A 26906-nucleotide genomic window follows, 5' to 3' on the forward strand; every position below is an offset into this window, starting at 1 on the left:
GTAGGGGAGCGATATTCGTCTTGCCTCCCGGGGGCTAGCGTGGCACGGGAGGAAGCGGATGGAGAAGCTCATGCGAGCGGTTCGCCCTGCGCTCGATCGCCTCGGTCCACTGCAGCGAGCAACACCGGACATCGCTCTCCTGCGCACCCTGATCGTGAACCTCTACTTCGTCGAGGTGCCGGGCGGCTGGATCCTCGTCGACGCCGGACTGCCGGGTTCGACCGGGGCGATAAAGCGGCAGGCAGAGAGGCTTTTCGGGGCCGCGCGGCCCCTTGCGATCGTCCTCACCCACGGTCACTTCGATCACGTCGGCGGATTGCCTGCGCTGGCCGATTGCTGGAGCGTGCCGGTACTCGCCCATCGGCTGGAACACCCTTACCTCGATGGGCGGTCGGCCTACCCGCCCCCCGACCCGTCGGTGGGCGGGGGCCTCATGGCGCGTGCTGCCCCGCTCTACCCGAGGGGACCGATCGACGTTGGGCCTCACCTCCGGGCCCTGCCTGGCGGCGGAACTGTTCCGGTAATGCCGGGTTGGCGCTGGATCCACACGCCCGGTCACACCTCCGGCCATGTCTCGCTCTTCCGCGAGAGCGACCGAACCCTGATCGCCGGTGATGCCTTCATCACCGTCAACCAGGAGTCGGCCCTCGATGTGATGAGACAGCGGCCCGAGGTATCGGGCCCCCCGGCCTACTACACGCAGAACTGGTCGGCGGCCAGGCGGTCGGTCGAGGCGCTCCTCGAACTGGAGCCGTCGGTAGCGCTGACCGGACACGGGTTGCCGATGAGGGGAGAGGAGCTGCAGCGCGGACTGGAGGCGTTGGCGGCCAACTTCGAGCGGCACGCGGTGCCGCGCCGCGGCCGCTACGTGGGCGACCCGGTGCTGGCCGACGAAAGCGGACCGAGGTGGATTCCTCCCCCGGAAAGGCGATTCGGCGCCGTCCTCCTTGCGGGGGCCGCACTCCTCGGGGTGGCACTCGCGATCCGCCGAATGCGCGAGCGCCGTGGCGGGGGGACCTAAGGAAGCTCGGGTCGCGAGCGCCACAGGTTGCGACGCGGCAACCGCCACCAGTCGACGGTGAAGACGACGAAGACGGTCACCACCTCTAGCCGTCCCGCGTACATCTCGAAGATGAGCAGCGCCCTCCCCAGCGGGTGGATCTCGGTGAAGTTGAGCATCGGGCCCACTCTCGCCAGGCCCGGTCCGATGTTCCCCAGGCAGGCGATGCTCGCGGTGAAGGCCGTGATGAAATCGCTTCCCAGAACCACCAGGATGGCGGTGCCCACCGCGAACAGGAGCACGTAGAGCGTGATGAAGGCCGCTACCGCCCGCAGTACCTCTTCGGGCACCGCCCGGCGACCGAGCCGCACTGGCAGCACCGCCCGTGGATGGAGGGCCCTCTGCACCTCGCGGCCGGTATGACGCAGCAGGATGAGCCACCGGACGACCTTTACCCCGCCGGCTGCGCTGCCGGCGCTGCCGCCGATGAACATCAGCATCAGCAGGATCATCTGCGCCTGCTGCGGCCAGAGGGCGAAGTCGGCGGAGGCGAAACCAGTCGTGGTAACTATCGATAGCGCCTGGAACGACGCGTGGCGGATGGCCCCGAACAGGTCGTAACTGCCCAGCAGGAAGAGGGTGAGCAGGGCGGTCGAGACCAGGACGATCGCCGTGTAGGCGCGGAACTCGGCGTCTCTGCCGAGGAGCCGTGGTTTGCCTGTGAGCACACGGTACTGGAGGGCGAAGTTGGCTCCAGCGAGGAACATGAACACGACAGCGACCCAATCGACGGCGCCACCCGCCAACCCTTCGAAGGAGAGCGGATCGGTCGAGAAGCCGCCGGCCGCCAGTGTGGCGAAAGCGTGGGCGATCGCCTCGAAGGGCGTCATCCCCGCGAGCCAGTAGGCGACGATGCAGGCTATCGTGAGCCCCGCGTAGATGACGAGCAGGTTGTTGGCCGTGTTCCGCAGGCGCGGGGTAAGCCGGTCCTCCGTCGGTCCCGGAGCCTCCGTGAAGAAGAGCTGGCGCCCGGCGATCGCCAGTTGCGGGAAGACCGAGATGAAGATGACGATGATCCCGATGCCACCGACCCAGTGTGTGAGCGCGCGCCACATGAACATGGTGCTGGGGAAGCTTTCGAAGTCGCGGAGGACGGTAGCGCCGGTGGTAGTGAAGCCGCTCATAGACTCGAAATAGGCGTTGAGCGGGGAGAAGAAACCGGAGTGAACGAAGGGGATGGCGGCCGCGGCGGGGATTATCAGCCAGAGCAGCAGAACCGCCATGAGCGCCTCCCGGCGGGTGGGCTCGCCCACGGCCGAGCCGAAGCGCCTCAGTGGATAACCGAGGACGACGGACACCAGGGCCGTGTACAGGAAACCAGCGTGAGGTTCACTCGCCACGGCTGCATAGGCAGCGAAGAAGAGCGCGGCGAGGGCGAGTGCGACAAGGCCCGAACCGACGACGTAGGGGGCGAAGCGTCCACGCATTCAGAGTCGGCTCAAGCTACCGGCACCCGTTTGCGGCCGATCCAGGTCTCCACGGCCTCGACGTTGTCGGGAGTGGTGACGATGAAGAGGTGATCGCCGTTCCTGATGACGGTGTTGCCGTTGGGGATCAGCACCTGCCCGTCCCGCCTGAGCGCGCCGATCAGCGAACGCTTCGGCGTTCCGAGCTCGGCCAGACGCCCGCTCCGGGCGTCGGCCGGGTACTCGACTTCCATGACCTCGGCCCGGTCCTCGATCGAAGCCAGGTGGTCGACGTCGTCGACGTGGAGCCAATTGAGGACCTCCTGGACGGCTGCGCTGCGCGGCGTGAGGGGAACGTCGATGCCCACCCGTTCGAAGAGCCTGCGGTTCTTGGCCCGGCCCACTCTCGTCACGACCTTCGGGATGCCCAACTGCTTGGCCAGCAGCGAAACGAGGAGGTTCTTGCCGTCGTCGCTCGTTACTGCCACCATCACGTCGGCGTCCTCGACCCGCTCCTGCTCGAGCAGTTCGAGGTCCGAACCGTCCCCCTTGAGGACGGTCACTCCGGGCAGCCAGTAAGCAAGCTTCTCGCAGCGTGCTTCGTCCTGTTCGATGACGGTGATGTGGGCCCGTTCCTCCTGTAGTTGTTGAGCGACCATGAAACCGACGTTGCCGCCACCTACTATGGCCACGAACATCTGCCGCTTGCGGCGGGCGAACTTCGCTTCCAGCCGCCGCATGCTCTCGGTCGACCCCATGAACACGACCTTGTCGCCGGGGCAGAGGACCGTGTCGCCCGACGGCACTATGAACTTCTCGTTGCGGATCGAGCCGACCACGAGGACGCTCTCGGGCATGCGCGTTTCGTTGAGCGTCTGCCCCACGAACGGGTCGCCCTCCTCCATCCGGTACTCGAGCATCTTGATCAGACCGCCCGCGAAGACGGCGCTGTCCACTGCCCTGGGCACACGCACGATGTCGACGATCTGGTTCGCCAGGGTCCGCTGAGGCCAGAGGACCCTGTCGATCGCCGTAGCGACCGAGGCGACCGCGTTGCGGCCCTTGAAGGCGTCGATGTAGCGTTGGCGGGTGACGAAGGCGAGCGTCTTCTTGGCGCCCAGGCCCTTCGCCGCGAGGCATGAGAGGACGTTGATGTCGTCGTTGTCGGTGCAGGCGATGAACGCGTCGGCGTGCTCCACCCCGGCGTCTCGCAGGTCATCCGGGTCGGTGCCGTTGCCCCGCACGAACTGAACGTCCATCGTGTCGAAGCTGGTAGCCCTCTCTTCGTCCGCCTCGATGATGGTCACGTTGTGCTCGCGGTAGAGCGCCTCCGCGATCCTCGAACCGATCTCGCCACCGCCTACGACGAAGACGTTCATGGCGCAAGCATACCCATACCGCTGCTCATCGCGAGGATACCCTCACCACTATCGCCGTGACGATCCAGACGGCCAGCAGCGGCATGAGCAGGTGGCCGAAGCGCACCCACGGAGTCTCACCGTCGAGCAGCGCGAACTGCGCCGCCATAACCGCCCTGGTCCCCCGCTCGAGCTGTTCGACCGTGCGTCCCAACGGATCCACTACGCCGGTTATGCCGTCGTTGCCGGCTCTCAGCAGGTAACGGCGGTTCTCGATCGCCCGCATGCGCCCCATCGCGTAGTGCTGCTGCGCCCCGTCGCCCCTGGCGAACCAGGAGTCGTTGGTGATGTTGACGAGCAACCTGGCTCCTGCCGCGACCATCGCCCGCTGCACCTGGGGGAATACCGACTCGTAACAGATGTAGGCGGCGAGCGGTCCCAGCGGGCTCGCCAGCGGCTCGAAAGCCGAACCCTGGGCGGTACCGGGGATCGGCTGCATGCCGAAGAGGCCGAAGACAGCGCGATAGAGGGGTGCGGCGGCGTCGGCAAGAGGGAAGCGCTCGCCGAAGGGTACCAGGTAGTACTTGTCGTACCGGTCCAGCAGCCTGCCATCGGCGATCGTGTAGGCGCTGTTGTAGGAGGCGCCGTCGACGCTGGCCCGGGCGCCGACCAGGAAGACGGCTCCCGGAACGCTCGACTGCACCTGCATCAGCATCTGCCTGCCCCGCTCGCCGTCGAAGCCGGCCAGCACCGCCCCCTCGGGCCAGACGACGAGGTCGGGCGGCTGAGCCAACGCCTCCGCACCCTGCCTGCTCAGGCGTGCCTGCAGCTCAACCTCGTCCGACAACCCCATGAGCCGGCCGAACGGATCCACGTTCCCCTGCACCAGCAGAGCGGTGTATTCGGGCTCGGGCAGCTGGCGCTCGAGCTTGACCCCGCCGGTCCACCAGGCGAAAGCGAAGACCGCGGCCGCCGCGAGCGGCGGCACCACCAGGCCGAGGGACCGAGGAGCGCGTCGGGTCCCGTGCCGCCCGGGCACGAAGGGGGCAGCCAGCAGCGCGGCGAGGCTGGTAGTGAGGAGGCCGAGTCCCCATACTCCCACCGTGTCGGCGAGCTGAGCTATCGGGGTGTCGAGCCAGGCGTAGCCAAGCGTCCCCCAGGGGAAGCCGAAGTAGCCCTGAGTGCGGGCCCACTCCATCAGTATCCAGAGAGGTGGCAGCAGGAGGAGAGTGAGTCGACCACCACCGCCCGCGACCCGTGCTGCAGCCGTCACCAGCCCCCAGAACGAGGCGAGGACGAGGAGCATGGGGGGGTAGAGGAGCCAGAAGGAGGAGCCGAAGAAGTCGGGGCCCGCGAACGATGCCGGAAGCCACAGGATGTAGAGCGTGAAGAAGGGGAGGGCGAAGGCGAACCCCAGCCAGAAGGCGTGGGCGGTACGGTCGCTGCGGGCGACGAACACGAAGAGCGGCACCAGGGCGAGGAGCAGCGGCCACGAGCCGGTGGGCGGAAGCGCCGCCGACAGGAGGGCGCCGCAGGCGACCGTTATTGACAGCGTCTCCCTCCTCACCCCCGGCTCGCCTCGGGTTGGAGCAGGGCGGCCAGCAGCGCGACGCGCTCGAGCGTCTCACGTAACCGGATGTGCTCGTTCCTGGCGTGCGAGGCGGCGCCCGAGGAGCCGAGTCCGTCGAGCGTCGGGATCCCCAGGGCGCTGGTGAAGTTGCCGTCGGAGCCTCCCCCTACGATCGCTCCCTCCAGCTCCAGACCGAGCTCGCGCAGCCGTTCCTGCGCCTCGTGCCAGAGGCGGGTATTCGCCTCGGTCGGCTCGAGCGGCGGCCTATTTAGGCCACCCTCCACCTCCACCAGGACCCGCGGATCACGGGGCCGGTAGCGGCGTAACGCCTCGTCGACTCGCTCGTCCTCGCCGGCACGCAGGACCCGAACGTCGAGGATCGCCTGAGCCTGTTCGGCGATCACGTTGACGACGGTCCCGCCACCGGCGACGGTGACGTTCACGGTCGTGCCCGCTTCACGGTCGCTCAGGTCCTCGGCGTAGAGGAGGAAGTGGGCGAGTTCCCGGAGCGCGCTCGCACCAGCCTCGGGATCGTTGCCGGCGTGGGCGCTGCGTCCGCCGAAGTTCACTCGGTACGAGGCCACTCCCTTGCGGCCGATCTTGATGGCCCCATCGTCGCGGCTGGTCTCGAGCACCAGGACACGGTCGTGAGCTCGAGCGAGCTCCTCGATAGACGGGCGGGAGTGGTGGCTGCCGGACTCTTCGTCCGAAGTGATGAGCAGGGTAACGTCGCCCCGCGGCTCGTGTCCCGCGGCGCGAAGCAGGCGCACCGCGTGAACAGCAGCGGCTATCCCCGCCTTCATGTCGCAGGTTCCGGGTCCGTAGACTACGTTGCCGTCGCGTCTCCACGGCATCCGCTCGAGCGTTCCGAGAGGCCAGACGGTGTCGTAGTGGGCGAGCAGAAGCGTTCTGGGCCCGCTCCCGCCGGCGATCTTCGCCTCGACTATCTCGCCCGCCTCGTCGCGAGGGTGCCGCTTGACGCTCCAACCGTCACCCTCGAGCAGGGCGGTCAGATGCTGCGCGAGGGCGTCGCAGGCTTCCTTGTGGGCAGTCGGAGTTTCGAAGCGGACGAGCTCCTCGAGCGTCCTGAGGTACCCGTTCTCCTGTTCCAAGGCGAGGGTCAGCATCGGCCCATGCTAACCGGCAAGCGGTGACGCCAGGCGTCCTGCCGCCGCTTCAGCGTGTCGCTTGCGGCTCCTCTTCGGCGCCCGCCCAGCGCCTGCGCCAGAGCTCCTCGGCCAATCGGCGGACGCTTGGTTCGAGGGTCGTGCGGGCGTACGAGTAGCCCCAGCGCAGATCCGCCAGAGCCGCTTCCCCATCCGTCTCCCGGGCGATCTGGTAGCGCGACAGGTAGACCTGCGCCAGCAGAACGTCCCGCATGCGCTGCGGCTTTACGGCGTGCAGGTCACGCAGAGCCTGGTCGAACGCCTGCAGGGCGCCGCGGACATCCCCGCGTTCCGCGAGGGTCCTGCCATTCTTGTAGTGCCTGGCGGCGTCGTAGAGGAGTTCACGCATCGCTTGGCGGGAGTATATCGCGCGTTGACGCGTTTTTCGGTCGCTCACAACGGCGCCCGCCGGGATCGGTGCCGGTCGAACCCTCGTTCAGGCGGGTGAGAAGGGACGTTCCATACCGGCCCGAGCCGCATCGACGGCCTCCTGCGGAGCATAGTCGAGCGCCAGTACCCCCCGGTAGGCGCGTACGGCGTCGTCGCGCCGGCCTGCCAGGTCGCGCAGCTGACCCAGCCGCGCCAGCAGGTAACCGGGGAGGAAGTAGGGGGAACTGAAGTCGCCGCGGCTCGCCCCCTCGAGCAGTTCCAGCGCCTCGAACCCGTGTCCGTTGGCGAGCAGGATGTTGGCTTCGTGGTAGCGAGCCTCGGCCCCGTCGAGCTCCCGAAGCTGAGCGAGCAGCCGTTCGGGGTCCGGCACCTCGGAACGGAAGGCGAAGTCCAGCAGCGAACGCTCCCGCGAGTCGGGGGTGAGCGCCGGCGCGGAGGGAGCCACGAGTGTCGCGCTCGAACCGGCCAGTGCGTCGCTGAGGAACGGGAGCGTATCGACAGGCACGAGCAGAGCGACCCGTTCGAACTCCAGGTCGAGGATCCGGTCGGCGATGACGCGGCACCGTTCGCGCAGCCAGCCCGAAGCGGGACCGTCCTCGAACGCCTCCTCGCGCGTCTCCTGGTAGCGCCGCAGATGGGGCAGCAGCGCTTCCTGGATGCGGTCGAGGCTGAGCGGTTCCTGGAGCAGGCGCGAGACCGGCTCGAGCAGCGCGTCCACCTGGGCCAGGCGCTGCCGCATCTCCGGGTAGGGCTCCAGGTAACGCCGGAAGTCCTCCTCGGCACCGGGCTCGGAGCTGGCTTCGCCGACCTCGAGGAGAGGTACGCCCCTGCGGCGGGCCCACGGCGCGACCGCCAACGGCAGGGCGACCTCGGGAGTATCCTGCCAGCGCAGGTCCGCGAGGTCACCGGCGAGCAGGGCCGGGGTGGCGAGCGCCTGAGGCTCCCATCCCGCGACCAGATCGCGTACGCTCACCGCGTTGTAGGCGGGGCTGCGCAGGTGGAAGGGCCCGATGAGGGGCACGAGAGCCAACTCCATCCCCGCATCGTATCTCCCGCCCAACGTCGGGGCTGCCTCTCCACGCCGAACAGTTCAGCAGTCTTTAACCCGCCCTGGATAGAATCGCGCAGTCGTTCGTCCGGTGCGCGAAACGCAGATCAGAGCCGGCAGCCGCGAGTCGAACGAGCAGAGAGTTGAGGCAGATGTTCGAACGAAATACTCCCGGTTGGCGGGTAGACGCCAAATGGTTGAGCGGAATCCTCCTGGTACTGACACTCGTCGTTTTCGTGCCGTTGCTTGGCCTGAGCCAGCTCACGGCGCGGGAGCGTGCCCTGCCGCTGCTCGAGGGGATACTGCGACTCACGCTCATGCCCCCCGGCAGCGAGGGGGTCGTGGAGGCGGTACGCGAAGAGGTGGGCTACAGGCCCGGTGAACCGCTCGAGGTGCTCCCCGGAACAGGCGTTGTCATCGGGCCGGACGAGATCGCCCAGGCGAGCGCCCCGGTTGCCGCCAGGCTGATCGCCCAGGCGCTGAGCGTTCAAGTGATCGAGGAGGGTGCGCCGGCCGTCGTCGAACGGCTCTCGGGCAGCCCCATCGCCGAGCAGTTCGCGCGTGCCCTCGACGGCAGCGCCCGTGACCTGGTGAGGGCTTCGTTGCTGTCGGCGCTGATGCCATCCGGACTGGACAACGGCAGCCGCCTGGCCAACTGGCCCCTGCAGGCCCAGCGGAACCCTGGCGAGCCGGTACAGCCCGTCGTAGGGGTGTTCGTCCGCATCCCTCCCGCCGAGCTGCGGTCGCTCAACGAGCGGCAGATCGGTGAGCGGGTCGTCGTCGAACTGGCCGACATCCTCATGGCGAGCGGGCTCGAGGCAGCCCGCGAGCAGGTGACAAACGTCAACCTCACCGCCCGCCTCACCGAAAGCGCTACCGGCGCAGCCCGGGAGCGACTCGAGGAACTCTTCGGGACCATGCTCGTGGCCCGCCACGAGGAGATCGGCGAGCGCCTCGAGCAGGCACGTGCCGCGATCCAAGCGCAGGTCAGCGGCAGCGATCAACCCGATCTGGGCGTGGTTCGCTCCGAGGAACTCGCCGGCCTCACGCCGGAGAGCGCGAACGCCCTCGTCATCGGCCGGCTCGCCGAGCGCGCCTACGAGGGTGGGAGCGAGGCCGTGCTCGCCGCCATCGAGGAGAGCGAGCAGAGTGAGCGGCTCGCTTCGGTCGCTGGTCTGATGGACGCGCTCTCGCGGCAGGCCCATGCGAGGTACCTGCGGAACACCTGGCTTGCCGGACTACTGGCCATCCTCCTGCTGGCTGCTCTCGTGACCACCAGTCGTGGTTGGGGCAGGCTCGCCAACCCTGGCCTGGCCCTGATCGTAGCGGCCTCGGGAGGGGCCCTGCTCTCGCTGAGGCTCGCACAGATCACCTCCTCGGCCGGATCGAGCGGCCTGCCCACCAGCATCCAGGCCCAAGGCGTCTTCGGCTACCTCCTCCAGCTGGCCGGATACGCGGGCGCCAGCCTGCCGGCCGGCGGCGTCGAACTCATGCTGCGGAACCACCTGGCGTTGCTAGTGATCGGGGGCGCCCTGGTCGTTTCGAGCGTCCTGCTCCGCTTCATGGGCGGCATCCGACCGAGGCGGAGGTCGTTCATCTGAGGAAGGACCACCTCACCCCTCCAGTAGGTGCTCCAACTTGAACCAGCGGAAGCCGTACGGCCCCAGTTCCAGCGCTCCGTCGTTCTGATCGAGACGGTCGTAACGCGCGTCGGCGAACATCTCCAGGGCAACGTCGAGCTCCTCGTGACCGAGGTCCAGCCTGAACCTGCGCGTCTCGGGCGAGAGGTTGTGCACCGCCAGGGCCGAGGAGTCGCCGCTACGGCAGAGGTGAGCGAAGACGTCGGCGCAGCCCGTCTCTATCACCTCGGGTTCCCCCTCCCCGAACTCCGGCAGCTCGTGTCGAACGTGGATCGCACGGGCGAACCAGTGGAGGAGAGACTCGGGGTCGCGGCGCTGATCGGCCACGTTGATCTTGTCGTTGCGGAACGGGCCCGAGTCGATGAGGGTGCGCGCCCATCGCTCCCTGGGAGCGGTGGAGAAGCCGGCGTTGTCGTGATCGGTCCACTGCATGACCGTGCGGACGCTGTCTCGGCCGTGGAGCGAGAGATCGTCTCCCATGCCGATCTCGTCCCCGTAGCGCACCACGGGGGTGCCCGGCATGGTGAATAGCAAGCTGTGGGCCATCTGGATCTGCCGCCGGTCGCCCTCGAACATCGGCGCCAACCGGCGCCTTATGCCACGGCCGAACGCCCGCATCTCCTCATCCGGCGCGTACGCCTCGTAGACCTTCTGGCGGTCCTCCTCGGACAGCCGTTCGAGGTCCAGTTCGTCGTGATTGCGCAGGAAATTGCCGTACTGGTCGTATGGGAGGGTAACCGGCAAGGTCTCCAGGACGTGCTGGAGGGCCGAGCTGCGCCGGGTGGCGAAGGCGAGGAACAGGTAGTTGCACAGGTAGAAGTTGAGCAACACGTTGAGCTGATCCTCCTGGCCGAAGTAGTTCTGGTACTCGTCCGGTTCGGTGTCCACTTCGCCCAGCAGTACCGCGTCGCGACGGTGCTCCTCTACGAAGCGGCGTATCGCCCTCAGCACGTCGTGCGGGTCCCCGTCGAAGCGCTTGCTCCCCTTGGCGCGCACCATGTGGGGGACGGCGTCCAGCCTGAACCCGGCGACCCCCAGGCGCAGCCAGAAGCCCATTACCTTCTCCATCTCCTCGAGCACGGCCGGGTTGGTGTAGTTGAGGTCCGGCTGATGCTTGTAGAACGTGTGGTAGTACCAGGCTCCCGCTTCCTCGTCGTAGGTCCAGTTGGACTCCTGTTCCTCGCCGAAGATCGGGTTGTCTCGCAGGTTCTTCGGCTCCTCGCGGCTCCAGTAGTAGAAGTCGCGGTAACGGGAGCTCGGGTCCCTGCGGGCCTCCTGGAACCAGGGGTGGTCGATCGAGGTGTGGTTAAGGGGCAGGTCGAGCAGGACGCGGATGTTGCGCTGCTCCGCGTGCTCCAGGAGCGTGACGAAGTCGCCGAGGTCCCCGTAGCGGGGGTCGATCGCCAGGTAGTCGGTCACGTCGTAGCCGTTGTCACGTTGAGGCGATGGATAGAAGGGCTGCAGCCAGAGGCAGGTTATGCCGAGGCTCGCGAGGTAGTCGAGTGAATCCCTGAGCCCTTTCAGGTCTCCGATCCCGTCACCGTTCCCATCGCGGAACGCCTCGAGGTGAAGGCTGTAGATGACGACGTTGGTGTACCAGTTTGCCATTCGCCCTCCCGCGGCGCAGTATCGGCCACCGGCCGGTGGCGATCTGTCGCAGGGGACACGCGAGCAAGGCGTTAGTCCCTCCGGGCCTTCGATCGTGTTGGTTGGCGCGGAGGGTGCTGCACGCGGCCCTGACTCGATCGCAACGGAAGAACCAGGGCGGGCTCGTCAGGTAGCTCCGCACCGCGTCCCTCGCCTACCGGCGCGGTCGAGTACCGCTGCTAGACTGCCCCTATGACCGGAACTCCTCGGATCAGCGTCATCGGTGCCGGCATGGCCGGTAGCGACGCCGCTTTCGCCGCTGCCTCCATGGGCGTCGCCGTCGACCTCTACGAGATGCGTCCAGTACTCACCACCCCCGCCCACCACACCGACCGGTTCGCCGAGATCGTCTGCTCCAACTCGTTCGGCGGGGAGGGCGCCTCCAACGCCAAAGGGCTGCTGCAGGCCGAGATGAGTGATGCCGGTGGGCTGATCATGAGCGTGGCCAGGGGTACCAGGGTTCCGGCCGGCGGCGCGCTCGCGGTGGACCGTGAGCGCTTCTCGGATGAGGTCACGCTCCGGCTCGAGCGCCATCCGCTGGTCACCGTCCACCGGGCCGAGCTCACCGAGATACCCGAGGGGATCGTCGTACTGGCGACCGGGCCGCTCACCTCTGACGCCCTCGCCCAGGCGATCAGGGACCGCCTGGGCACTGAGTTCCTCGGCTTCTACGACGCCGCCGCCCCGGTCATAGACGGTGAGACGATCGACATGGACGTCGCCTACCGCAAGGGGCGCTACGGGCAGGCCGCCGACTACCTCAACCTCCCCTTCACTCGCGAACGGTACGAGCGTTTCGTTGCCGCGCTGGCGCGAGCCCGCAAACACGTGGGGCACGACTGGGAAAAGCTCGAGTACTTCGAGGGGTGCATCCCCATCGAGGAACTCGCCCGGCGCGGCGAGGACACTCCCCGTTTCGGGCCGATGAAGCCGGTGGGACTCGAGCACCCGGAGACGGGGGAACGGTTCTACGCCGTCGCACAGTTGCGGCAGGAGGACGCCCGGGGGCAGATGTGGAGCCTCGTCGGGTTCCAGACCGGACTGAAGTGGGGCGACCAGAAGGAGATCATCGGCCTCATCCCTGGCCTCGAGAAAGCCGAGGTCGTGCGTTACGGGGTGATGCACCGGAACACCTACCTGAACGCTCCGCGCTTGCTGGGTGCCGACCTCGCCATGAAGGAAGAACCGCAGTTGTTCGTTGCCGGCGTTCTGGCGGGCACCGAGGGTTACCTGGAGTCCTCGGCCACCGGCTGGCTGGCCGGCAGCAACGCGGCACGGCGGGCTCTGGGCCTCGATACGGTCGTGCCCCCCGAGGAGAGCATGCTAGGCGGTCTGGTCCGCTTCCTGTCCAGCGCCAATCCGGACAACTTCCAGCCGATGAACGCCAACTGGGGCCTGGTACCGGCGGCACCGAAGCGGAAGGGCGTGGGCCGCAAGGAGCGGCGCGAGGAGATGTACGGGCGGGGCCTGGAGGCGTTCGGAAACTGGCTCAGTGAGTGGCGGGCCCCGGCTTCGAGCGGTGAGGTAGGGGCAGCAGCCGCCGGTTGAACGGCCTGCCATGACGTAAACGGATGAGTCAGGAGACACTCAGGGAACGCGTCGGTCGAGTCATATTCGAAACCCACACGCCTCAGGCGCGTGTTTTCGACGTGATCCTGCTGGTCGTGATCCTGGCCAGCGTCGCAGCGGTCGTCCTCGAGAGCGTCCCATCGATGTCGGCCAGATGGGGCGAGACGTTGCGGGCTCTGGAGTGGGCGTTTACGGTCGCCTTCACCGTCGAGTACGTGCTGCGCGTGTACTCAGCGCCCAACCGGCGACGCTACGTGCTCAGCTACTTCGGCGTCGTCGACCTGCTCGCGGTCCTGCCCACCTACCTCAGTCTCATCTTCCCAGGCGCCCAGTACGCGCTCGTAATCCGCTCGCTGCGGCTGCTCCGCGTGTTCCGGGTTCTCAAGCTGGCCGAGTACATCGACGACGCCGATCTGCTGGTGAGGGCGCTCAGGGCGAGCCGCGAGAAGATCCTTGTCTTCCTCTTCGCGGTGGTCACCATTGTTCTCATCGCGGGTACCAGCATGTACCTCGTCGAGGGCCCGGAGAACGGCTTCGAGAGCATACCCATAAGCGTTTACTGGGCGATCGTTACGCTGACGACAGTAGGGTTCGGCGATTTCATCCCTGTCACGCCCGTGGGCCGCTTCCTGGCGGCTGTGCTGATGGTGACTGGCTACGCCATCATCGCCGTCCCAACCGGGATCGTGACGACCGAGATAGGTTTCGCGCGGCGGCGCAGCAACGAACTCAGGCGGGTATGCGCGCGCTGCGGTGCCGGCGGGCACCTCGCGGAGGCCAACTACTGTTACAACTGCGGCGAACGGTTGCCCGCCTGATCTCCCGCTTCCGGTAGCCTGCCCTACCACCATGCCCGATCAACCGATGATCACTTCCTCGGCCGGGTAGCGCACGCGATCCTCTCGCTCCTGAGTGACGAGAGCCAGGGCGAAGGTCGTGGGCCCGAGCCTGCCAACGTACATCAGCAGGATGATGGCGAGCTTCCCCAGGTCGCTCAGCTGGGCGGTGATGCCTGTCGACAGACCAACGGTCCCGAAAGCAGAGAAGGCCTCGAAGGCGACGTCCAGGAAGCGCAGACCGGGATCTGTGAGAGCGAGCACGAGCAGAGCGCCGGCTATGAAGAGGAAACTGAAGAGAGCCACGGTTCCGGCTTTCAGGACGATGTTGGAAGGTACCCGGCGACCGAAGACCTCCAGCTCGTTCTTGCCGCGGACCTCGCTTATCGCGCTCAACAAGACGACGAAGGCTGTTACCGTCTTGATCCCGCCACCCGTTGACGCTGGGCTCGCGCCCACGAACATGAGCAGTATCGTGAAGAAGAGTGACACTTCGGTCATCGAGGCGTAGTCGAGCGAGTTGAACCCGGCGGTGCGAGGGGTAGCGGCCTGGAAGAAGGCGTTCACGAACTTCGCTGCGGGCGAGAAGGTGCCCAGTGTCGCGCTGTTGTTCCACTCGAAGAGCAGGATGAGGATCGTACCCAGAAGGAGGAGGGCTCCCGAGGTCAGCAGCACGATCCGGGCGTGCAGAGTCAGTCGACTACTCAAGCCGGCCAGGTAGAAGGCGTAGTTGACGAAGACGAGGAAGCCCAGCCCGCCGATGATGAAGAGAGCCGCGATCGTGAGCAGCAGGAACGGGTCGTTGGCGAAGCGGATGAGTGAATCGGGGTAGAGGGCGAAACCGGCGTTGTTGAAGGCGCTTACGGCGTGGAAGGCGGCGTAGTAGAGTCCCTCGCTCCAGCCGTAGAGGGGCCAGAAGCGTATCCATAGCAGTAGGGTGCCGATAAGTTCGAAAGCGAATGTGAAGAGCAGGACCCCCCGCAGAAGTCTCACCACGCCACCGACCTGGAGGGCGTTCAGCTCGGCGCGCAGGCGCAGCCGCTCGCGGAAGGAGATACGGCGCCTGACGACGAAGGCGAGAACGCTGCCTAGGGAGAGTACGCCCAAGCCACCGATCTGGATCAGGGCCAGGATCACGACCTGCCCGAAGCGCGTGAAGCCGCTGCCGGTGTCGATGACTATCAGGCCGGTGACGCAGACTGCGCTAGTTGCGGTGAACAGGGCGCCGAGCGGATCCAGCTGGGCCTCGCTCGTGGTGGAGATCGGCAGCAGTAGCAGGAGGGCGCCGATGACGATGGCAGAAAGGAATGCGATGGCGATGACTCTGGCAGGTTGGAGGGCCCTCCGTGCTCGACGTCTGTTTTCGACCGGACCCTGTGGTTCTGACTGCATTCCGGTGGACACGTTACCCGATGCCCACCTTGGTCGGCGGTAGATCGCGGGGTGTTGTAGGCTCCTGGAGATGAAGGCGAGAGAGTTCCTTGTGATCGGCGCGGGCCGCTTCGGTTCAGCTGTGGCCGTCACCTTGCACGAGAACGGTCACGGCGTGGTTATCGTCGACGAGGACGAAGAAGCGGTCGAGAAGATCATGAACAGTGTGACTCACGCGATGATCGCCGACGCCACCGATGAGGAGGTGCTCGCGAAGCTGGGCTGCAACAACTTCGATGCGGTCATCGTAGCGATCGGCAACGACCTCGAGGCGAGCACCCTGGCGACCATGGGGGCGAAGAGTTGCGGTGCCAAACGGGTGATCGCCAAGGCCACGAGCGCGATATCGGCGAAGGTCCTGCTTCGCGTTGGCGCCGATGAGGTGGTGCGACCGGAGCACGACATGGGAGCTCGTCTCGCCCATACCCTCATCACGCCCGACGTCGTCGACGCGTTCGAGTTGGGTGAGGGCCACTCGGTCGTGGAGATCGAGACGCAGGAGAAGCTGCAGGGGAGCTTGGCCGAACTGCGGTTGCCGCGCCGTTTCGGCGTCCAGGTGATCGCGGTTCACAGAAGGGATCAGCTCGTCGCCGCGCCCGGCGCCGACTTCGAGCTGCGGGCAGGAGACAGGATCGTGGTGGTGGGTGAGAACGAGGCGATCGATCGGCTGAAGGAGTACATCACCGACTGAACTGCCCGAGCTCGCTTCCGGCGCGGACTCCTCAGTAGGCTCTCTCGAGCAGGCTGCAACGGTCAAGCAGCGGGTCGAGGAAGCGGAGGGCCGCAGCGAGGATCATCTGCCCCTCTTCCACGTGCGGGCGCCGAACGAGTACGGTCATGTTCCCTCGCTCCTTCGGCTGCAACCGCCCGACCAGGAGCAGGTCGGTGACCAGTCGGGCGGCCACCACCTGCGAACTCGTCTCGCCAGTTGCCGTCACCGGCCAGGGCAGGCTCTGGCCGATCGAGGCGAAACCGGAGGATGCGGGAGCTGCCGCCCGGGGCGCAGTGAACCGCTTCCCATCGTGACTCGCCAACACCACCGCGTCGGCTGCGAGCAGCTCCCTCAGCTCGACCGCCGTTCTCTGCAGGAACTGCTCGAACGGCATCGGATCGCTCAGGCGAGCCAACATCTCGCGCAACCTGACCTCCTGTTCGCTCCGGCGCGCCCTCATGCGGAGCTTCACCTCACCGGCGGCAGCCCTCCGCAAGGCGATCGTCAGGATGCCGATCAGCACGAACGAAACCGCTGCCAGTGCGCGGTTCAGCAGCGACACCCGATCGACCCCGTTCTCCAGCGCGTTGCCGTACCCGGCAACGACGCTCGCGGCGAGCGCGGCAAGCGTGATCCAGACGGGCAGCCGTCGCGATGTCGATAGGGCCGAAAGGGCGATCGGGATGTCGAAGAGGATGGCGACGACCAGTGCGGGTGGGGTGGCGAGGTCGACCAGCAGGCCCGCCGCGATCAGAGCCAAGCTGGCGATGGCCACGATCCGGTTGCGGTCGCGAACTGCGAGGAAGCGGCGAGCCTTCACCGGACCAATCTAACGCTCGAAGGGCGCTGGCTGCGTTTTACCTGGTCGGGAGGTCGGGCAAGATGCCCGCCGGTCAGCGCGCTACTTCTGCCGCCCCGGTCTGGCTGAAGAGTTCGGCATAGAGCCCGCCCTGCGCTATCAGCTCCTCGTGCCGGCCGCTCTCGACCACGCTGCCGGCCCGCATCACCAGGATCCGGTCGCAGTTGACGACGGTCGAGAGCCGGTGGGCGATGACGAAGGTGGTGCGTCCTTCCATGAGCTTGTCGAGCGACTGTTGGATGAGCCGCTCGGATGCCGTGTCGAGGGCCGAGGTCGCTTCATCGAGGATGAGGATGCGGGGGTCTTTGAGGAAGGCGCGGGCGATCGTCAGCCGCTGCCGCTGTCCGCCCGAGAGGAAGGCCCCGCCCTCACCTACTTCGGTATCGAAGCCGTGAGGCAGCGCGTTGATGAAGTCGAGCGCGTTGGCGGCCCGGCAGGCCTCACGCAACTCCTCGAAACTCGCTCGAGGCCGCCCGTACTGCAGGTTGTCACGGACCGTGCCGCTGAACAGCACAGGGCTCTGCAGCACCATCGAAACGTTGCGACGCAATGAGGCGAGGGTGACTACTCTCAGGTCGACTCCGTCCACTCTTACGACCCCGTCGGTCGGGTCGTAGAAGCGCGGGATGAGCGAGATTATGGTGCTCTTGCCCGAGCCGCTGGGGCCCACCAGGGCGATCTTCTCACCGGGCCTGGCGGTGAAGCTGACCTCTCGGAGCACCGGGGCGGTTTCCGGGTCGTAGGCGAAACTCACCCGAATGAACTCCACTTCTCCCTTCACCCGTCCAATGTCGATCGCGTCCGGTTTCTCCCTGACATCGGGCTCCTCGTCCATCACCTGGAAGACGCGGTCGAGGGCGGCTGTCGCGTTGGCGAAGATGACGTTGAGGTCCGAGAAGCGCTGCAGCGGCAGGTAGAGCGAGCCGAGGTAGAGGGTGACGGCCACCAGGTCGCCGATGGTGAGACGGCCGCTGATCACCTGGGAACCGCCGTAGATGATGACGATGAGCGGCGCGACCTGGGCGAGCAGACCGGTCACGACCGCGTTGAGGCTCTGCAGGCGCACCGAGCGCAGGTTGCTGGTGAGCAGCCGCCTGGCGTCGTGGTAGAAGTGCCGCTCCTCGGTCTTCTCGCGCCCGAACGCCCTCACCACCGTCGAGCCGGCGATCTTCTCCTGCACGTTGCCCGAGAGAGTGGATACCTTCTGCTGCACGTCCTCCGAGGTCTGCTTGATGCGGCGGTTGAAGCGCCTGAAGAAGAAGAGGTAGGGCGGGAAGGTCACCAGGGCGATGACCGTTAGCCCAACATCTATGCGCAGCAGCAGGATGATCACCAGGATCAGGGAGACGAGGTCCATCCAGACGTTGGTCAACGCCCCGCCCACCAGGTTCTGCACCTGGTCTATGTCGTACGTGATGCGGGTGACGATCGAGCCCGACTTGTGGCGGGTGAAGAAGGAGGCCGACATGCGGAGGATCCGGTAGTAGAGGCTGCTGCGCAGGTCGAAGACGGTGCGTTGTGCTGCGAGCCCGGCGAAGACGTGGCGAACGTAGACCCAGGGCGCCCAGAAGAGGGCGAAGAGTGCGATGAGGCCGCCGCCCACCAGCCACAGCTGACGGAGCTTCTGTGCGGTGGTCAAACCCTCGTCGAGGAACACCTGATCGAGCAGGTAGCGCGTAGCGAGCGGTACGAGCAGTGGGACGCTGAACTTCACGATGCCGCCGGCGCTCGCAAGCGCCAGTTGGCCCAGGTACGGTTTGAGGAAGGCGGCGAAGCGGCGGACGTTGCGCCAAGTGTGAGTAGCGGCGGCTGTGCTCATGAGCGGCTGTAATGCTAGCCCGGTCTCACCTCGCAAGGTCAAGGCTACACCCTACCGACCGTTCCCGCCGGGCCGTCGCGCGGGCGCCCCACCGGTAGAATCCCTTATGCCAGAGGCCGCAGCGACGATAGACCTGAGATCCGATACGGTTACCCGACCGACCCCAGCCATGCGCCGGGCAATGGCCGAGGCTCCCGTTGGAGACGACGTTTACGGCGAGGATCCGACGGTCAATAGGCTCCAGCAGATGCTCGCCCGGATGACAGGCTTCGAGGCGGGTTTGCTGATGCCTACCGGGACGATGAGCAACCTCGCGGCTCTTGCCGTCCACGCTCAGCGGGGCAGTGAGGTGATCGTTCCCGCCGGCGGTCACGTCTACGAGTTCGAGCTCGGCGGGATGGCGGTCGTATCCGGTCTGATCCCTCGGCCCATCCCCGCGCCGCTGGGCGTGCCCGAGGTGGGGGCCGTGAGAAGCGCCATCCACCGCTCCATCCACACCGCGCCGACCGGCCTCATCTCGCTCGAGAACACGCACAATCTGGCTGGTGGCACCGTCGTACCGCTAGAGCGTTGCCGCGAGCTGACGGCGCTGGCGAGGGAGGAGGGCCTCCCCATCCACCTCGACGGCGCGCGGGCCTTCAACGCCGCCGCGGCTCTCGGAGTCTCGATCGCCGAGGTCTGCCGCGGCTTCGACTCTGTTTCCATCTGCCTCAGCAAAGGGTTGGCGGCACCGGTTGGCACGGTGCTCCTGGGGAGCGGCGAGTTCATCCGCGAGGCGCACCGCTACCGCAAGGTACTGGGTGGCGGCATGCGCCAGGCCGGAGTGATCGCAGCGGCCGGCATAGTAGCGCTCGAAACGATGACCGAGAGGTTGGCCGAGGACCACGTCCGAGCGCGGGCGCTTGCCGAGGGACTGGCCGGACTCCCGGGCGTGAGGATAGATCTGGCGGCCGTGCAGACGAACATGGTCTACCTGAACGTGGACGGAGCGCCTCGCCTGGTCGATGGTCTCGCTCGAGAAGGGATCCTCGCGAACGCCGTCGCCAACGACTCGATCCGGTTGGTGACCCATTACGAGATCGGCGATGCGGACGTCGAACGGACCGTGGAGGTAACCAGGCGGCTCTGCGAGCGGCAAGCCGCATGATGAGGGTAATGCTGTTCGCCTACCCGGCGTGGCACAGCCTGAGCCCGGCGATGCACAACGCCGCCTTCGCGAGCCTCGGACTCGACGCCCGTTACACGGCGCGCGAGGTGCCTCCGGAAGCGCTTCCCGAGGCGGTCGAGGAGTTGCGGCAACCCGACTGTTGGGGTGCGAACGTCACCATCCCTCACAAGGAGTCCATCATGGGGTTGCTCGACGCCCTCAGTGCTGAAGCGAGAGCGGTCGGCTCGGTGAACACCATCGTCCGGCGCGGTAGCGAGCTCGAGGGGCATTCGACCGATGTTTCGGGTTTCCTCAAGGCGCTCGCCGACCTGAGGGTGGACCTGGCGGGGCGCAGGGTCCTGCTCCTGGGCGCTGGTGGCGCGGGTCGAGCCGTGGCTTACGCCCTGCTGCTGTCGGGGATCGGCGAACTGGTCCTCCATAACCGGACCAGGGAGCGGGCCGAGAGGCTCAGGGACGACTTCGCGGGCTTGGGTGAAATCAGGGTGATCGGCGACGAGGAGCTCTGCGAGTGCGGGCCCCGCTCGCAACTGGTGATCAACTCGACCTCGGTCGGGATGATGCGCGAGGGCGTGCGGACGGATGAGACCCCATTGCCGGCCGGGGACCTCCCGAAGGAGGGAGCCGTCGTCGACCTGGTGTATCGGCCGGCCGAGACTAGACTGTTGCGGGAAGCGAAGGCCGCCGGGCTCAAGACCCAGAACGGTCTGCCCATGCTCGTCTATCAGGGGGCCGAGTCGTTCTCGATGTGGACCGGACACACCGCACCCGTCGAGCTGATGCGCCGTGAGGCGAGGCGGATGCTGGCGAGCTGAAACTGCGCGGGTACTGTCCTCACCGCTCTGTCGAGGGCACCAGGGGGTGCGCTCAGCCTCCTCCGGTCACTGCCCCGCGCCGCCCAGAGTGTGAACGGGGCCGCTGTGCCTGCGTCCCGTCCCATCAGTGTGAAGAGGGGGGACGAGATGCTGGTAGTAGGAATGTTCGACGATGCCGATTCGCTCGAGGAGGGACTCGAGCGTCTCACCGAGGCGGGGCTGGACGAGCGCGTGCAGCGACTCGAGGGTGCGCCAACCACGGGCAACCCGACCGCAGCAGGAGCGAGCGAGGGCGGAGCTGAGCCGGTGGACCTCGCCAGAGGCGCTGGTACCACAGCCCCGTGGCCCGGTCAGGTTCGCTCCAGCGAACCGCCGATGATCGGCGGCAGGGTGCTGGACGATGAGGAGCGGGAGTACTACCGCAGGCTGCTGGAGGACGGCGGCAGGCTGCTCTTGGTGGAGATCGACGCCGCCAGGGCCGATGAGGCCGAGAAAGTGCTGGACGGAGCCGGAGCTACCAGAGTCGCCAGGCACGAGCGCTGAGCACGCTCACTCCCGGTCATGGCGCTTGAACTCCCGCTGCTCCCGGTAGTCCTCGGCGATCAGCGAGGCGTCGCCCGCCAGCGACTCGACGTGGTGACGGAGTTCGTGGGTGAGCGTCTCCCAGATCTCCTCCTCCCAGTCGAAGTCGGCATCGAACTCGGCCACTCTGCGGAACGACCCGTAGTAGAGGGCGACATGACGTCCCAACCCCTCGCCGGACCCGAGGAAGTCCTCTGCCCCCGGGTCGAGGTACTCACCCAGTCGCCAGACGTCCTCGAACTCCTCCTCGGGCCGTTCCTCCTCCAGGGCGTGCACGCCCTGGAGCCCCCGCAGGAACTCGTCCGGTATCTCCTCTACCATCTCCTCGATGGTGCGACGGAACTGTTGGTAGGTCATGCTCAGCGGGGGTGGTGGTCGATCCCCTCGAAAGCCTCTATGAACTCTCGCATGCCGTCCGGGTCGATCTCGTCGAACCGCTGAAGCCGCTGCCAGGCGGTCAACGCGTAGGTGGTGGGCATCTCCTCGCGAGGAGCGATGACGACCCGCCGGTAGCCGCGAGCCACCTCCTCGAGCGCCTCGACGTGCGCCTCGTTCTCCTCGGGGGTCCCGTGCCGGTACCAGAGGATCACGCCGCCATCCTCCATGTTGTGCACCAGCCGCTCGTCGGGCTGTATCTCGTAGTAGGAGCCCCAGTTCGCCAGGTTGGGAGTGTGGGGCCCCGAGGTGGGTGGATCGCTGTTGTAGGGAACGTGCTCGGTCCCGAGCGCGATGTGCAGGTTGCCCTGGCTCCGGAACCCCTCACCCGGCAGGTTCGCCCAGCGGACAGCATTGACGACTATAGGCAGGACGATGAGCGCCGCAACGCCGGTTATCCCGACGATCCAGGGGAGGTTGTTCTTGCGGTTCCGGCGCCTGCTTCGGCCCCGGCCGGCTCTGGGCTTCGTTTTCGCCATGCGGAAGTCTATCAAACGAGCGGAGGCCGTTCGGTCCTCGTATCAACCCGGTCTGCGCGGGCCCTCGACGTTATATTGCGCTCATGAGAGGCCAGGAGACGAGTCCAGAAACCTTCCGAGCTTTCCGAGCCTTCAAGGAGGGGGAACGCTCCTGGACCGAGGTGGTGGAACTCGGGGAGAACGACCTGCCTGACGGCGACCTGACGGTCCGGGTCCACTACTCGTCACTCAACTACAAAGACGCCCTGTCGGCTCGTGGCCGACCCGGTGTGACCCGCCACTACCCTCACACGCCCGGCATCGACGCTGCCGGGGTGGTGATCGAATCGAGCGATCCGGCGCTGCCGGCGGGCAGCGAGGTGATAGTCACCTCGTACGAGCTCGGTGTAGACCTTCCCGGCGGCTTCGGCGAGCGGATACGGGTGCCGGCCGCATGGGCGGTGCCGCTCCCCAACGGCCTCACCCTGCGCGAGGCGATGATCCTCGGGACGGCCGGGCTCACGGCCGGGCTCGCGCTCGACGCGCTCGAGAGGAACGGCGTGGTGCCAGGCGACGGTCCGCTGGTGGTGACCGGAGCAAGCGGAGGCGTAGGGAGCCTCGCGGTGGCCCTGCTCGCCGGCAGAGGGCACGAGGTCGTCGCATCCAGCGGCACGAGGGAGGCTCACGAACTGCTCCTGCGCCTGGGCGCCTCACGGGTACTGGACCGCGGGGAGCTGGGCGAGTCGAACGAGCGGCCGCTGCTCAAGTCGACCTATGCCGGGGGGATCGACACCGTCGGAGGCGCCACTCTGGTGAACCTGCTCAAGAGCCTCCGGTACCGCGGTGCGGTTGCGGCCTGCGGGCTCGTCCAGAGCCCCGACCTGCGGATGAACGTCTTCCCCTTCATCCTGCGGGGGAACTCGCTCCTGGGGATCGACTCGGCCAACTGTCAGATGCCGATGAGGCGCGAGGTGTGGACCCGGTTGGCGGGAGAGTGGAAGCCTGCTCATCTCGAAGAGCTGACCCGGGAGATCGGGCTCGGGGAGCTCGACGACGCCGTCGACGCCATCTTGGCGGGGCGCACGATCGGGAGGGTGCTCGTTCGGCACCGGGACGCCGTGGACTAACCGAAGCGAGGACGGCGTTGCGACGCCTTCACGCCACGCGGCGTGGCGACGCCTTCACGCGGCGGTGCGTTGCGACTCCTTCACCCGATGCCGCGTTGCGACTCCTTCACCCGGCGCGGCGCGGGCGGAGCCATTGTAGGCCCGGAGATAGCGGCGGAAATCACCTTTGTTAGACTGAAATTTCCTGGCGGGTGAGCTACCCGCATGCTTCGAAGGAGGGACTCACAGATGGCTTTTCAGCTGCCCGATCTTCCGTACCCCAGCAACGCACTCGAACCCCACATCGACGCCCGGACCATGGAAATCCACCACGACAAGCACCACAAGGCCTACACCGACAAGCTGAACGCCGCCGTGGAGGGCACCGACATGGCCGGCAAATCGATCGAGGAGATCCTGGGGCGGGGCGCCGACTCGTTACCAGGGGCGGTTCGCAACAACGGCGGCGGCTACGCCAACCACAACCTTTTCTGGGAGATCATGAGCCCCAACGGCGGCGGAGAGCCCAGCGGAGCGTTGGGGGAAGCGATCCGCGAGGTGTTCGGATCGTTCGCCGACTTCAGGCAGAAGTTCGAGGATGCAGCCGCCACCCGCTTCGGTTCAGGTTGGGCGTGGCTGGTCGTGAAGCGGGACGGCAAGCTCGACGTCTACAGCACGCCGAACCAGGACAGCCCGCTGATGGTGGGCGACAAGCCGGTCCTCGGCCTCGACGTCTGGGAGCACGCCTACTACCTCAAGTACCAGAACCGGCGACCCGAGTACATCAGCGCCTTCTGGAACGTGGTCGACTGGGGCAAAGTAGGGGAGAGGTTCCAGCAGGCCAAGGGCTGAGACCCGGTTCGAGAGCAATCACCAAGGGCGCCGAGCGATCGGCGTCCTTCTTCTTGCCGTGGCCGGAAGGCGCCGAAAGGTCTGGCGGATTCGCGGGTCGATCTAGCTTGGCGGATGCCCATCGTCGGTGGGCAGGAACGGAGCCCTCCCACAGCGGCGCCCGGCAACGTCTTTACCCTCGGGCATGTCTGAGCGAGGAGAGTTGCTGCTTACGCTGCTCCTCACGGGCCTCTGCCTCACGGTCGGAGGGATGGCGCTCCTCCCGCGACTCCTCGTGAGGGAGGTGCCCATCGAATTCGAGGCGCCCGATATAAGCGTGGCTGTCGACGGCGCGGTCGTCAGCCCCGGCATCTACCGGCTTCCCTTCCGTTCCAGGGTCGCGGACGCGATCGAACTGGCAGGCGGGCTCACGCCGGCTGCCGAGACGAGTCTGGTCGACCTGGCGGCCCCCCTGGGGCCCGGTGACAAGGTGTTCGTGCCGTACCGGACTGCCGAGGGCGGCGACCAGAGGATCAGCGTCAACTCGGCGACCGTGGACGAGCTCGAGGAGTTGCCCGGGATCGGACCGGTGACCGCCCGCCGGATAGTCGAGGGGCGGCCCTACTCTCGATTGCAGGAGCTGCTTCAGGTGAAGGGGATCGGCGAGAAGACGCTCGAGCGGCTGCAGCCGCATGTGCGCTTGTGACGGCACCGGCTGGGGATGGGAGTGCATGGCTGCCCCGCTTCCCGTGGCCTCTGCCGGCGGCGTGCGGCGCCGCGTGTGGGATCTTGGCCGCCGCTTCGGGCGCGAGCGGTTGGTGGCTGCTCCTCCTCCCGCCGGCCAGCCTGCCCCTTCGCATGCTCCTCCTGCGTAATCCGGCCCGCCTGCCGTTCGCCCGCGCCTCGCCACGCCGCCTCCCCCCGCGCGCCGTCCTTTCGCTCGCCCTGCCGCTCCTCTGCTTCGCTCTCGGCTACCTCCGGTTCGAGCAGTGGCGGTCGAGGCCCGACCCGCTGACCGGGATCCGGGAGCGCCTCCTCACCCTCTCCGGCTCGAGCGAGGGCCGGATCCTCACACTCGACGATCCGGACGGGGTGCGGGTCGCCGTGGCACCGCGGGGCGCGCTGCCGGTCGGGGAGGTCGAGTTCCGGGGCACGCTGGTCGAGGCGGCCGGCCGGCGCAACCCTGGCGGCTTCGACTACCGGGGCTACCTGCGACGCAGGGGCATTTACGGTCAGGTGCTGGTCGAGGAGGTGCTGACGGCCGATCCCCGCACCAGGCTCCTGGATCGCCTGCGTTCTGGCGTCGGCCAGGGCTTGCCACCGGATGCCTCGGCCCTGATGGAGGCCATGACGCTGGGCGTGCGCGACGAGCTGGGGGACCTGCAGGACCTGTTCGCGGCGGCCGGACTCGCCCACGTACTGGCGCTCTCCGGGCTCCATGTGGGTCTCCTCATGGCCGCCGCCGGCTGGCTGCTGGCGCCGCTGGGCGGCTTCCGCTACCCGCTGCTGCTCCTGCTCGACTTCGGCTACATGCTGTTGGTAGGGGCGACGCCGAGCATCGTTCGTGCTGCCGTGATGGTCGCGGTCGTGCTGTTGGGTCTATGGCTGGGTGCGGGTAAGGTGCAGCCCTGGCCGGCGCTCGGCCTGGCCGGCCTCGTGACCCTGCTGGCGAGACCTGCGTGGCTCTTCGACATCTCGCTGCAACTCAGCTACGGCGCGGTGGCCGGGATCCTCCTCTTCGGCCTACCGCTGGGTCGGTGGTTGCGCGGCCAGCCGCCGCGGCCCTGGTGGCACCCTAGGGTGAGCATCGGGGTCGCTGGCATCACCAGTCTGTCGGCCCAGGCTCTGACGCTGCCACTGGTCGCCAGCGCCTTCGGGTCGCTGCCGCTCCTCTCGCCCCTCGTCAACGTGGTCGCCCTGCCGTTCGCGTCCCTCCTGGTGCCCCTCGGTTTCGTGGCCGGACTCCTCGGCCTGGTGGCGCTGCCGCTCGCCGGGCTGCTCAACCTCGTGACCGGCCCGCTCGCGGCTCTGCTGCTCGCGCTCGCCCGCCTGGGCGCCGCCCTGCCCGCACTCACCTGGGGCGAGGTCGAACAGGTCGGCTATCTCTACTTCGCGATCGGGATGGGCGCGCTGGCGCTGGTCGTCAACGGGATACTGAAGCCGTGGCGCGGTCTGCTGGTCGTCGCGCTGGCGCTGCTCCTCTCGGCAGCCACGCCAGCACGCCGCCAGCCCCCCGAGCTGGTCGTGCTCGACGTGGGCCAGGGCGACGCGATACTGTTGCGCCTCCCCGGCAGGATCGAAGCGCTGGTCGACGGCGGAGGGACGCCTTTCTCCGACTTCGATACCGGAGAGGGCATCGTCCTTCCGGCCCTCCGTGCCCTCGGGGTGGACGAGCTGGAACTGCTGGTCTCGACGCATGCCGACGTCGACCACAGCGAGGGCCTCCCGACCATCCTCGACGAGATGCCGGTTCAGCTACTGGCCATCGGCGGCGCCGGCGCCAGCGGAACACCGGCCTTCGACAGACTGATGGCCGCAGCCGAACGGAACGGGGTGCCGGTGAGGTCATTCCGGCGAGGCGAGCGGTTCCGCCTCGGGTCGGCCGAGTTCGAGGTACTGAATCCACCGCCACACAGCTACGGGACCAGCAACGACGATTCGCTGGCGTTCGCCGTCTACCTCCGCGGCGTACCGCGGGTGCTGCTGCTGGGCGACATCTCCGAACTCGTAGAGCGCGACCTCGCCCCGCCTGAGGTCGAGGTGATGGTCGTGCCGCATCATGGTTCTCCCAGCTCGAGCTCTGCGAGGCTGGTGAGCATGGCTCGACCACGGCACGCGGTGATATCGGTGGGCCGGAACGCCTACGGCCACCCCAGCGCTCAGGTGCTTGAGCGCCTTCGCGAGTGGGGAGCGGTCGTCCACATCACGCGTGACGAGGGGGCCGTCCGGCTGCCGCTAGACTGATTGCTCGGTATGACCCAGTACCCCCCGAGCAACGCGACC

24 protein-coding genes are annotated in these 26906 nt (G+C 67.3%); 12 read left to right on the forward strand and 12 right to left on the reverse strand.

Annotated elements, in window-relative coordinates; translation table 11 throughout:
* Positions 1–58 precede the first annotated feature (58 nt).
* Positions 59–1021, forward strand: a complete 963-nt coding sequence (locus VF168_01085; GenBank protein HEX7002766.1) for an MBL fold metallo-hydrolase — start codon at positions 59–61, stop codon at positions 1019–1021.
* Here the strand turns inward: VF168_01085 and VF168_01090 are convergent.
* The 6 genes from VF168_01090 to VF168_01115 form a co-directional block, all read right to left on the reverse strand.
* Positions 1018–2487, reverse strand: coding sequence for a TrkH family potassium uptake protein (locus VF168_01090; protein HEX7002767.1), 1470 nt, complete (start codon positions 2485–2487; stop codon positions 1018–1020). The genes VF168_01085 and VF168_01090 overlap by 4 nt on opposite strands.
* A gap of 11 nt (positions 2488–2498) precedes the next feature.
* On the reverse strand, positions 2499–3845 hold the full coding sequence (gene trkA / locus VF168_01095; protein HEX7002768.1) for a Trk system potassium transporter TrkA: 1347 nt from the start codon (positions 3843–3845) through the stop codon (positions 2499–2501).
* A 25-nt stretch (positions 3846–3870) separates the two neighbouring features.
* Positions 3871–5391, reverse strand: coding sequence for an apolipoprotein N-acyltransferase (gene lnt / locus VF168_01100; GenBank protein HEX7002769.1), 1521 nt, complete (start codon positions 5389–5391; stop codon positions 3871–3873).
* The gene (locus VF168_01105; protein HEX7002770.1) at positions 5388–6521 is read right to left on the reverse strand and encodes a M20 family metallopeptidase; all 1134 of its coding nucleotides are present in this window, start codon (positions 6519–6521) and stop codon (positions 5388–5390) included. Before VF168_01105 ends, lnt begins: the two co-directional genes overlap by 4 nt.
* A gap of 49 nt (positions 6522–6570) precedes the next feature.
* Positions 6571–6909, reverse strand: a complete 339-nt coding sequence (locus VF168_01110) for a hypothetical protein (GenBank protein ID HEX7002771.1) — start codon at positions 6907–6909, stop codon at positions 6571–6573.
* Positions 6910–6996: 87 nt separating this feature from the next.
* Positions 6997–7986, reverse strand: a complete 990-nt coding sequence (locus VF168_01115) for a hypothetical protein (GenBank protein HEX7002772.1) — start codon at positions 7984–7986, stop codon at positions 6997–6999.
* Positions 7987–8150: 164 nt separating this feature from the next.
* Between VF168_01115 and VF168_01120 the strand changes: the two genes are divergently transcribed.
* Positions 8151–9599: a hypothetical protein gene (locus VF168_01120; GenBank protein ID HEX7002773.1), complete on the forward strand. Its 1449-nt coding sequence runs from the start codon at positions 8151–8153 to the stop codon at positions 9597–9599.
* 12 nt (positions 9600–9611) lie between these two features.
* Here VF168_01120 and VF168_01125 read toward each other — a convergent pair whose 3' ends face one another.
* The gene (locus VF168_01125; GenBank protein ID HEX7002774.1) at positions 9612–11246 is read right to left on the reverse strand and encodes an alpha-amylase family protein; all 1635 of its coding nucleotides are present in this window, start codon (positions 11244–11246) and stop codon (positions 9612–9614) included.
* Between the two features lie 231 nt (positions 11247–11477).
* Here VF168_01125 and trmFO point away from each other — a divergent pair, with 231 nt between their 5' ends.
* Together trmFO and VF168_01135 are read left to right on the forward strand one after the other, a co-directional pair.
* Positions 11478–12833 carry a methylenetetrahydrofolate--tRNA-(uracil(54)-C(5))-methyltransferase (FADH(2)-oxidizing) TrmFO gene (gene trmFO / locus VF168_01130; GenBank protein HEX7002775.1) on the forward strand — a complete coding sequence of 452 codons (1356 nt, stop codon included), beginning with the start codon at positions 11478–11480 and terminating at the stop codon, positions 12831–12833.
* 23 nt (positions 12834–12856) lie between these two features.
* Entirely contained in the window at positions 12857–13672 is an 816-nt protein-coding gene (locus tag VF168_01135) for an ion transporter (GenBank protein HEX7002776.1), read from the forward strand.
* A gap of 39 nt (positions 13673–13711) precedes the next feature.
* Here VF168_01135 and VF168_01140 read toward each other — a convergent pair whose 3' ends face one another.
* Complete coding sequence (locus tag VF168_01140; protein HEX7002777.1) at positions 13712–15082, reverse strand: TrkH family potassium uptake protein; 1371 nt, start codon at positions 15080–15082, stop codon at positions 13712–13714.
* Between the two features lie 70 nt (positions 15083–15152).
* Between VF168_01140 and VF168_01145 the strand changes: the two genes are divergently transcribed.
* Positions 15153–15812 carry a TrkA family potassium uptake protein gene (locus VF168_01145; GenBank protein HEX7002778.1) on the forward strand — a complete coding sequence of 220 codons (660 nt, stop codon included), beginning with the start codon at positions 15153–15155 and terminating at the stop codon, positions 15810–15812.
* Between the two features lie 31 nt (positions 15813–15843).
* Here the strand turns inward: VF168_01145 and VF168_01150 are convergent, their stop codons facing one another.
* Together VF168_01150 and VF168_01155 are read right to left on the reverse strand one after the other, a co-directional pair.
* A complete protein-coding gene (locus VF168_01150) occupies positions 15844–16653 on the reverse strand; it encodes a hypothetical protein (GenBank protein ID HEX7002779.1) in 810 nt (269 codons plus the stop codon).
* Between the two features lie 73 nt (positions 16654–16726).
* Complete coding sequence (locus VF168_01155) at positions 16727–18511, reverse strand: ABC transporter ATP-binding protein (protein ID HEX7002780.1); 1785 nt, start codon at positions 18509–18511, stop codon at positions 16727–16729.
* 106 nt (positions 18512–18617) lie between these two features.
* Here VF168_01155 and ltaE point away from each other — a divergent pair, with 106 nt between their 5' ends.
* The 3 genes from ltaE (at position 18618) to VF168_01170 (ending at position 21034) form a co-directional block, all read left to right on the forward strand.
* Positions 18618–19658, forward strand: coding sequence for a low-specificity L-threonine aldolase (gene ltaE, locus VF168_01160; protein HEX7002781.1), 1041 nt, complete (start codon positions 18618–18620; stop codon positions 19656–19658).
* Positions 19655–20491, forward strand: coding sequence for a shikimate dehydrogenase (locus tag VF168_01165; protein HEX7002782.1), 837 nt, complete (start codon positions 19655–19657; stop codon positions 20489–20491). Before ltaE ends, VF168_01165 begins: the two co-directional genes overlap by 4 nt.
* A 147-nt stretch (positions 20492–20638) precedes the next feature.
* On the forward strand, positions 20639–21034 hold the full coding sequence (locus VF168_01170; GenBank protein ID HEX7002783.1) for a hypothetical protein: 396 nt from the start codon (positions 20639–20641) through the stop codon (positions 21032–21034).
* 6 nt (positions 21035–21040) lie between these two features.
* On the opposite strand, the gene VF168_01175 is transcribed toward VF168_01170, so the two are convergent.
* Both VF168_01175 and VF168_01180 read right to left on the reverse strand, forming a co-directional pair.
* The gene (locus tag VF168_01175) at positions 21041–21430 is read right to left on the reverse strand and encodes a metallopeptidase family protein (GenBank protein HEX7002784.1); all 390 of its coding nucleotides are present in this window, start codon (positions 21428–21430) and stop codon (positions 21041–21043) included.
* A 2-nt stretch (positions 21431–21432) separates the two neighbouring features.
* A complete protein-coding gene (locus VF168_01180) occupies positions 21433–21987 on the reverse strand; it encodes a DUF3105 domain-containing protein (GenBank protein HEX7002785.1) in 555 nt (184 codons plus the stop codon).
* 83 nt (positions 21988–22070) lie between these two features.
* Between VF168_01180 and VF168_01185 the strand changes: the two genes are divergently transcribed.
* From VF168_01185 to VF168_01200, 4 genes are all read left to right on the forward strand, one after another.
* Positions 22071–23093, forward strand: coding sequence for a YhdH/YhfP family quinone oxidoreductase (locus tag VF168_01185; GenBank protein HEX7002786.1), 1023 nt, complete (start codon positions 22071–22073; stop codon positions 23091–23093).
* Between the two features lie 228 nt (positions 23094–23321).
* Positions 23322–23924, forward strand: a complete 603-nt coding sequence (locus VF168_01190; protein HEX7002787.1) for a superoxide dismutase — start codon at positions 23322–23324, stop codon at positions 23922–23924.
* 184 nt (positions 23925–24108) lie between these two features.
* Positions 24109–24609, forward strand: a complete 501-nt coding sequence (locus tag VF168_01195) for a ComEA family DNA-binding protein (GenBank protein HEX7002788.1) — start codon at positions 24109–24111, stop codon at positions 24607–24609.
* 83 nt (positions 24610–24692) lie between these two features.
* Positions 24693–26867 carry a DNA internalization-related competence protein ComEC/Rec2 gene (locus VF168_01200; protein HEX7002789.1) on the forward strand — a complete coding sequence of 725 codons (2175 nt, stop codon included), beginning with the start codon at positions 24693–24695 and terminating at the stop codon, positions 26865–26867.
* The last annotated feature ends 39 nt before the right edge of the window (positions 26868–26906 follow it).

The sequence above is a fragment of the Trueperaceae bacterium genome, assembly GCA_036381595.1.
Taxonomy (GTDB): Bacteria; Deinococcota; Deinococci; order Deinococcales; family Trueperaceae; genus DASVCN01.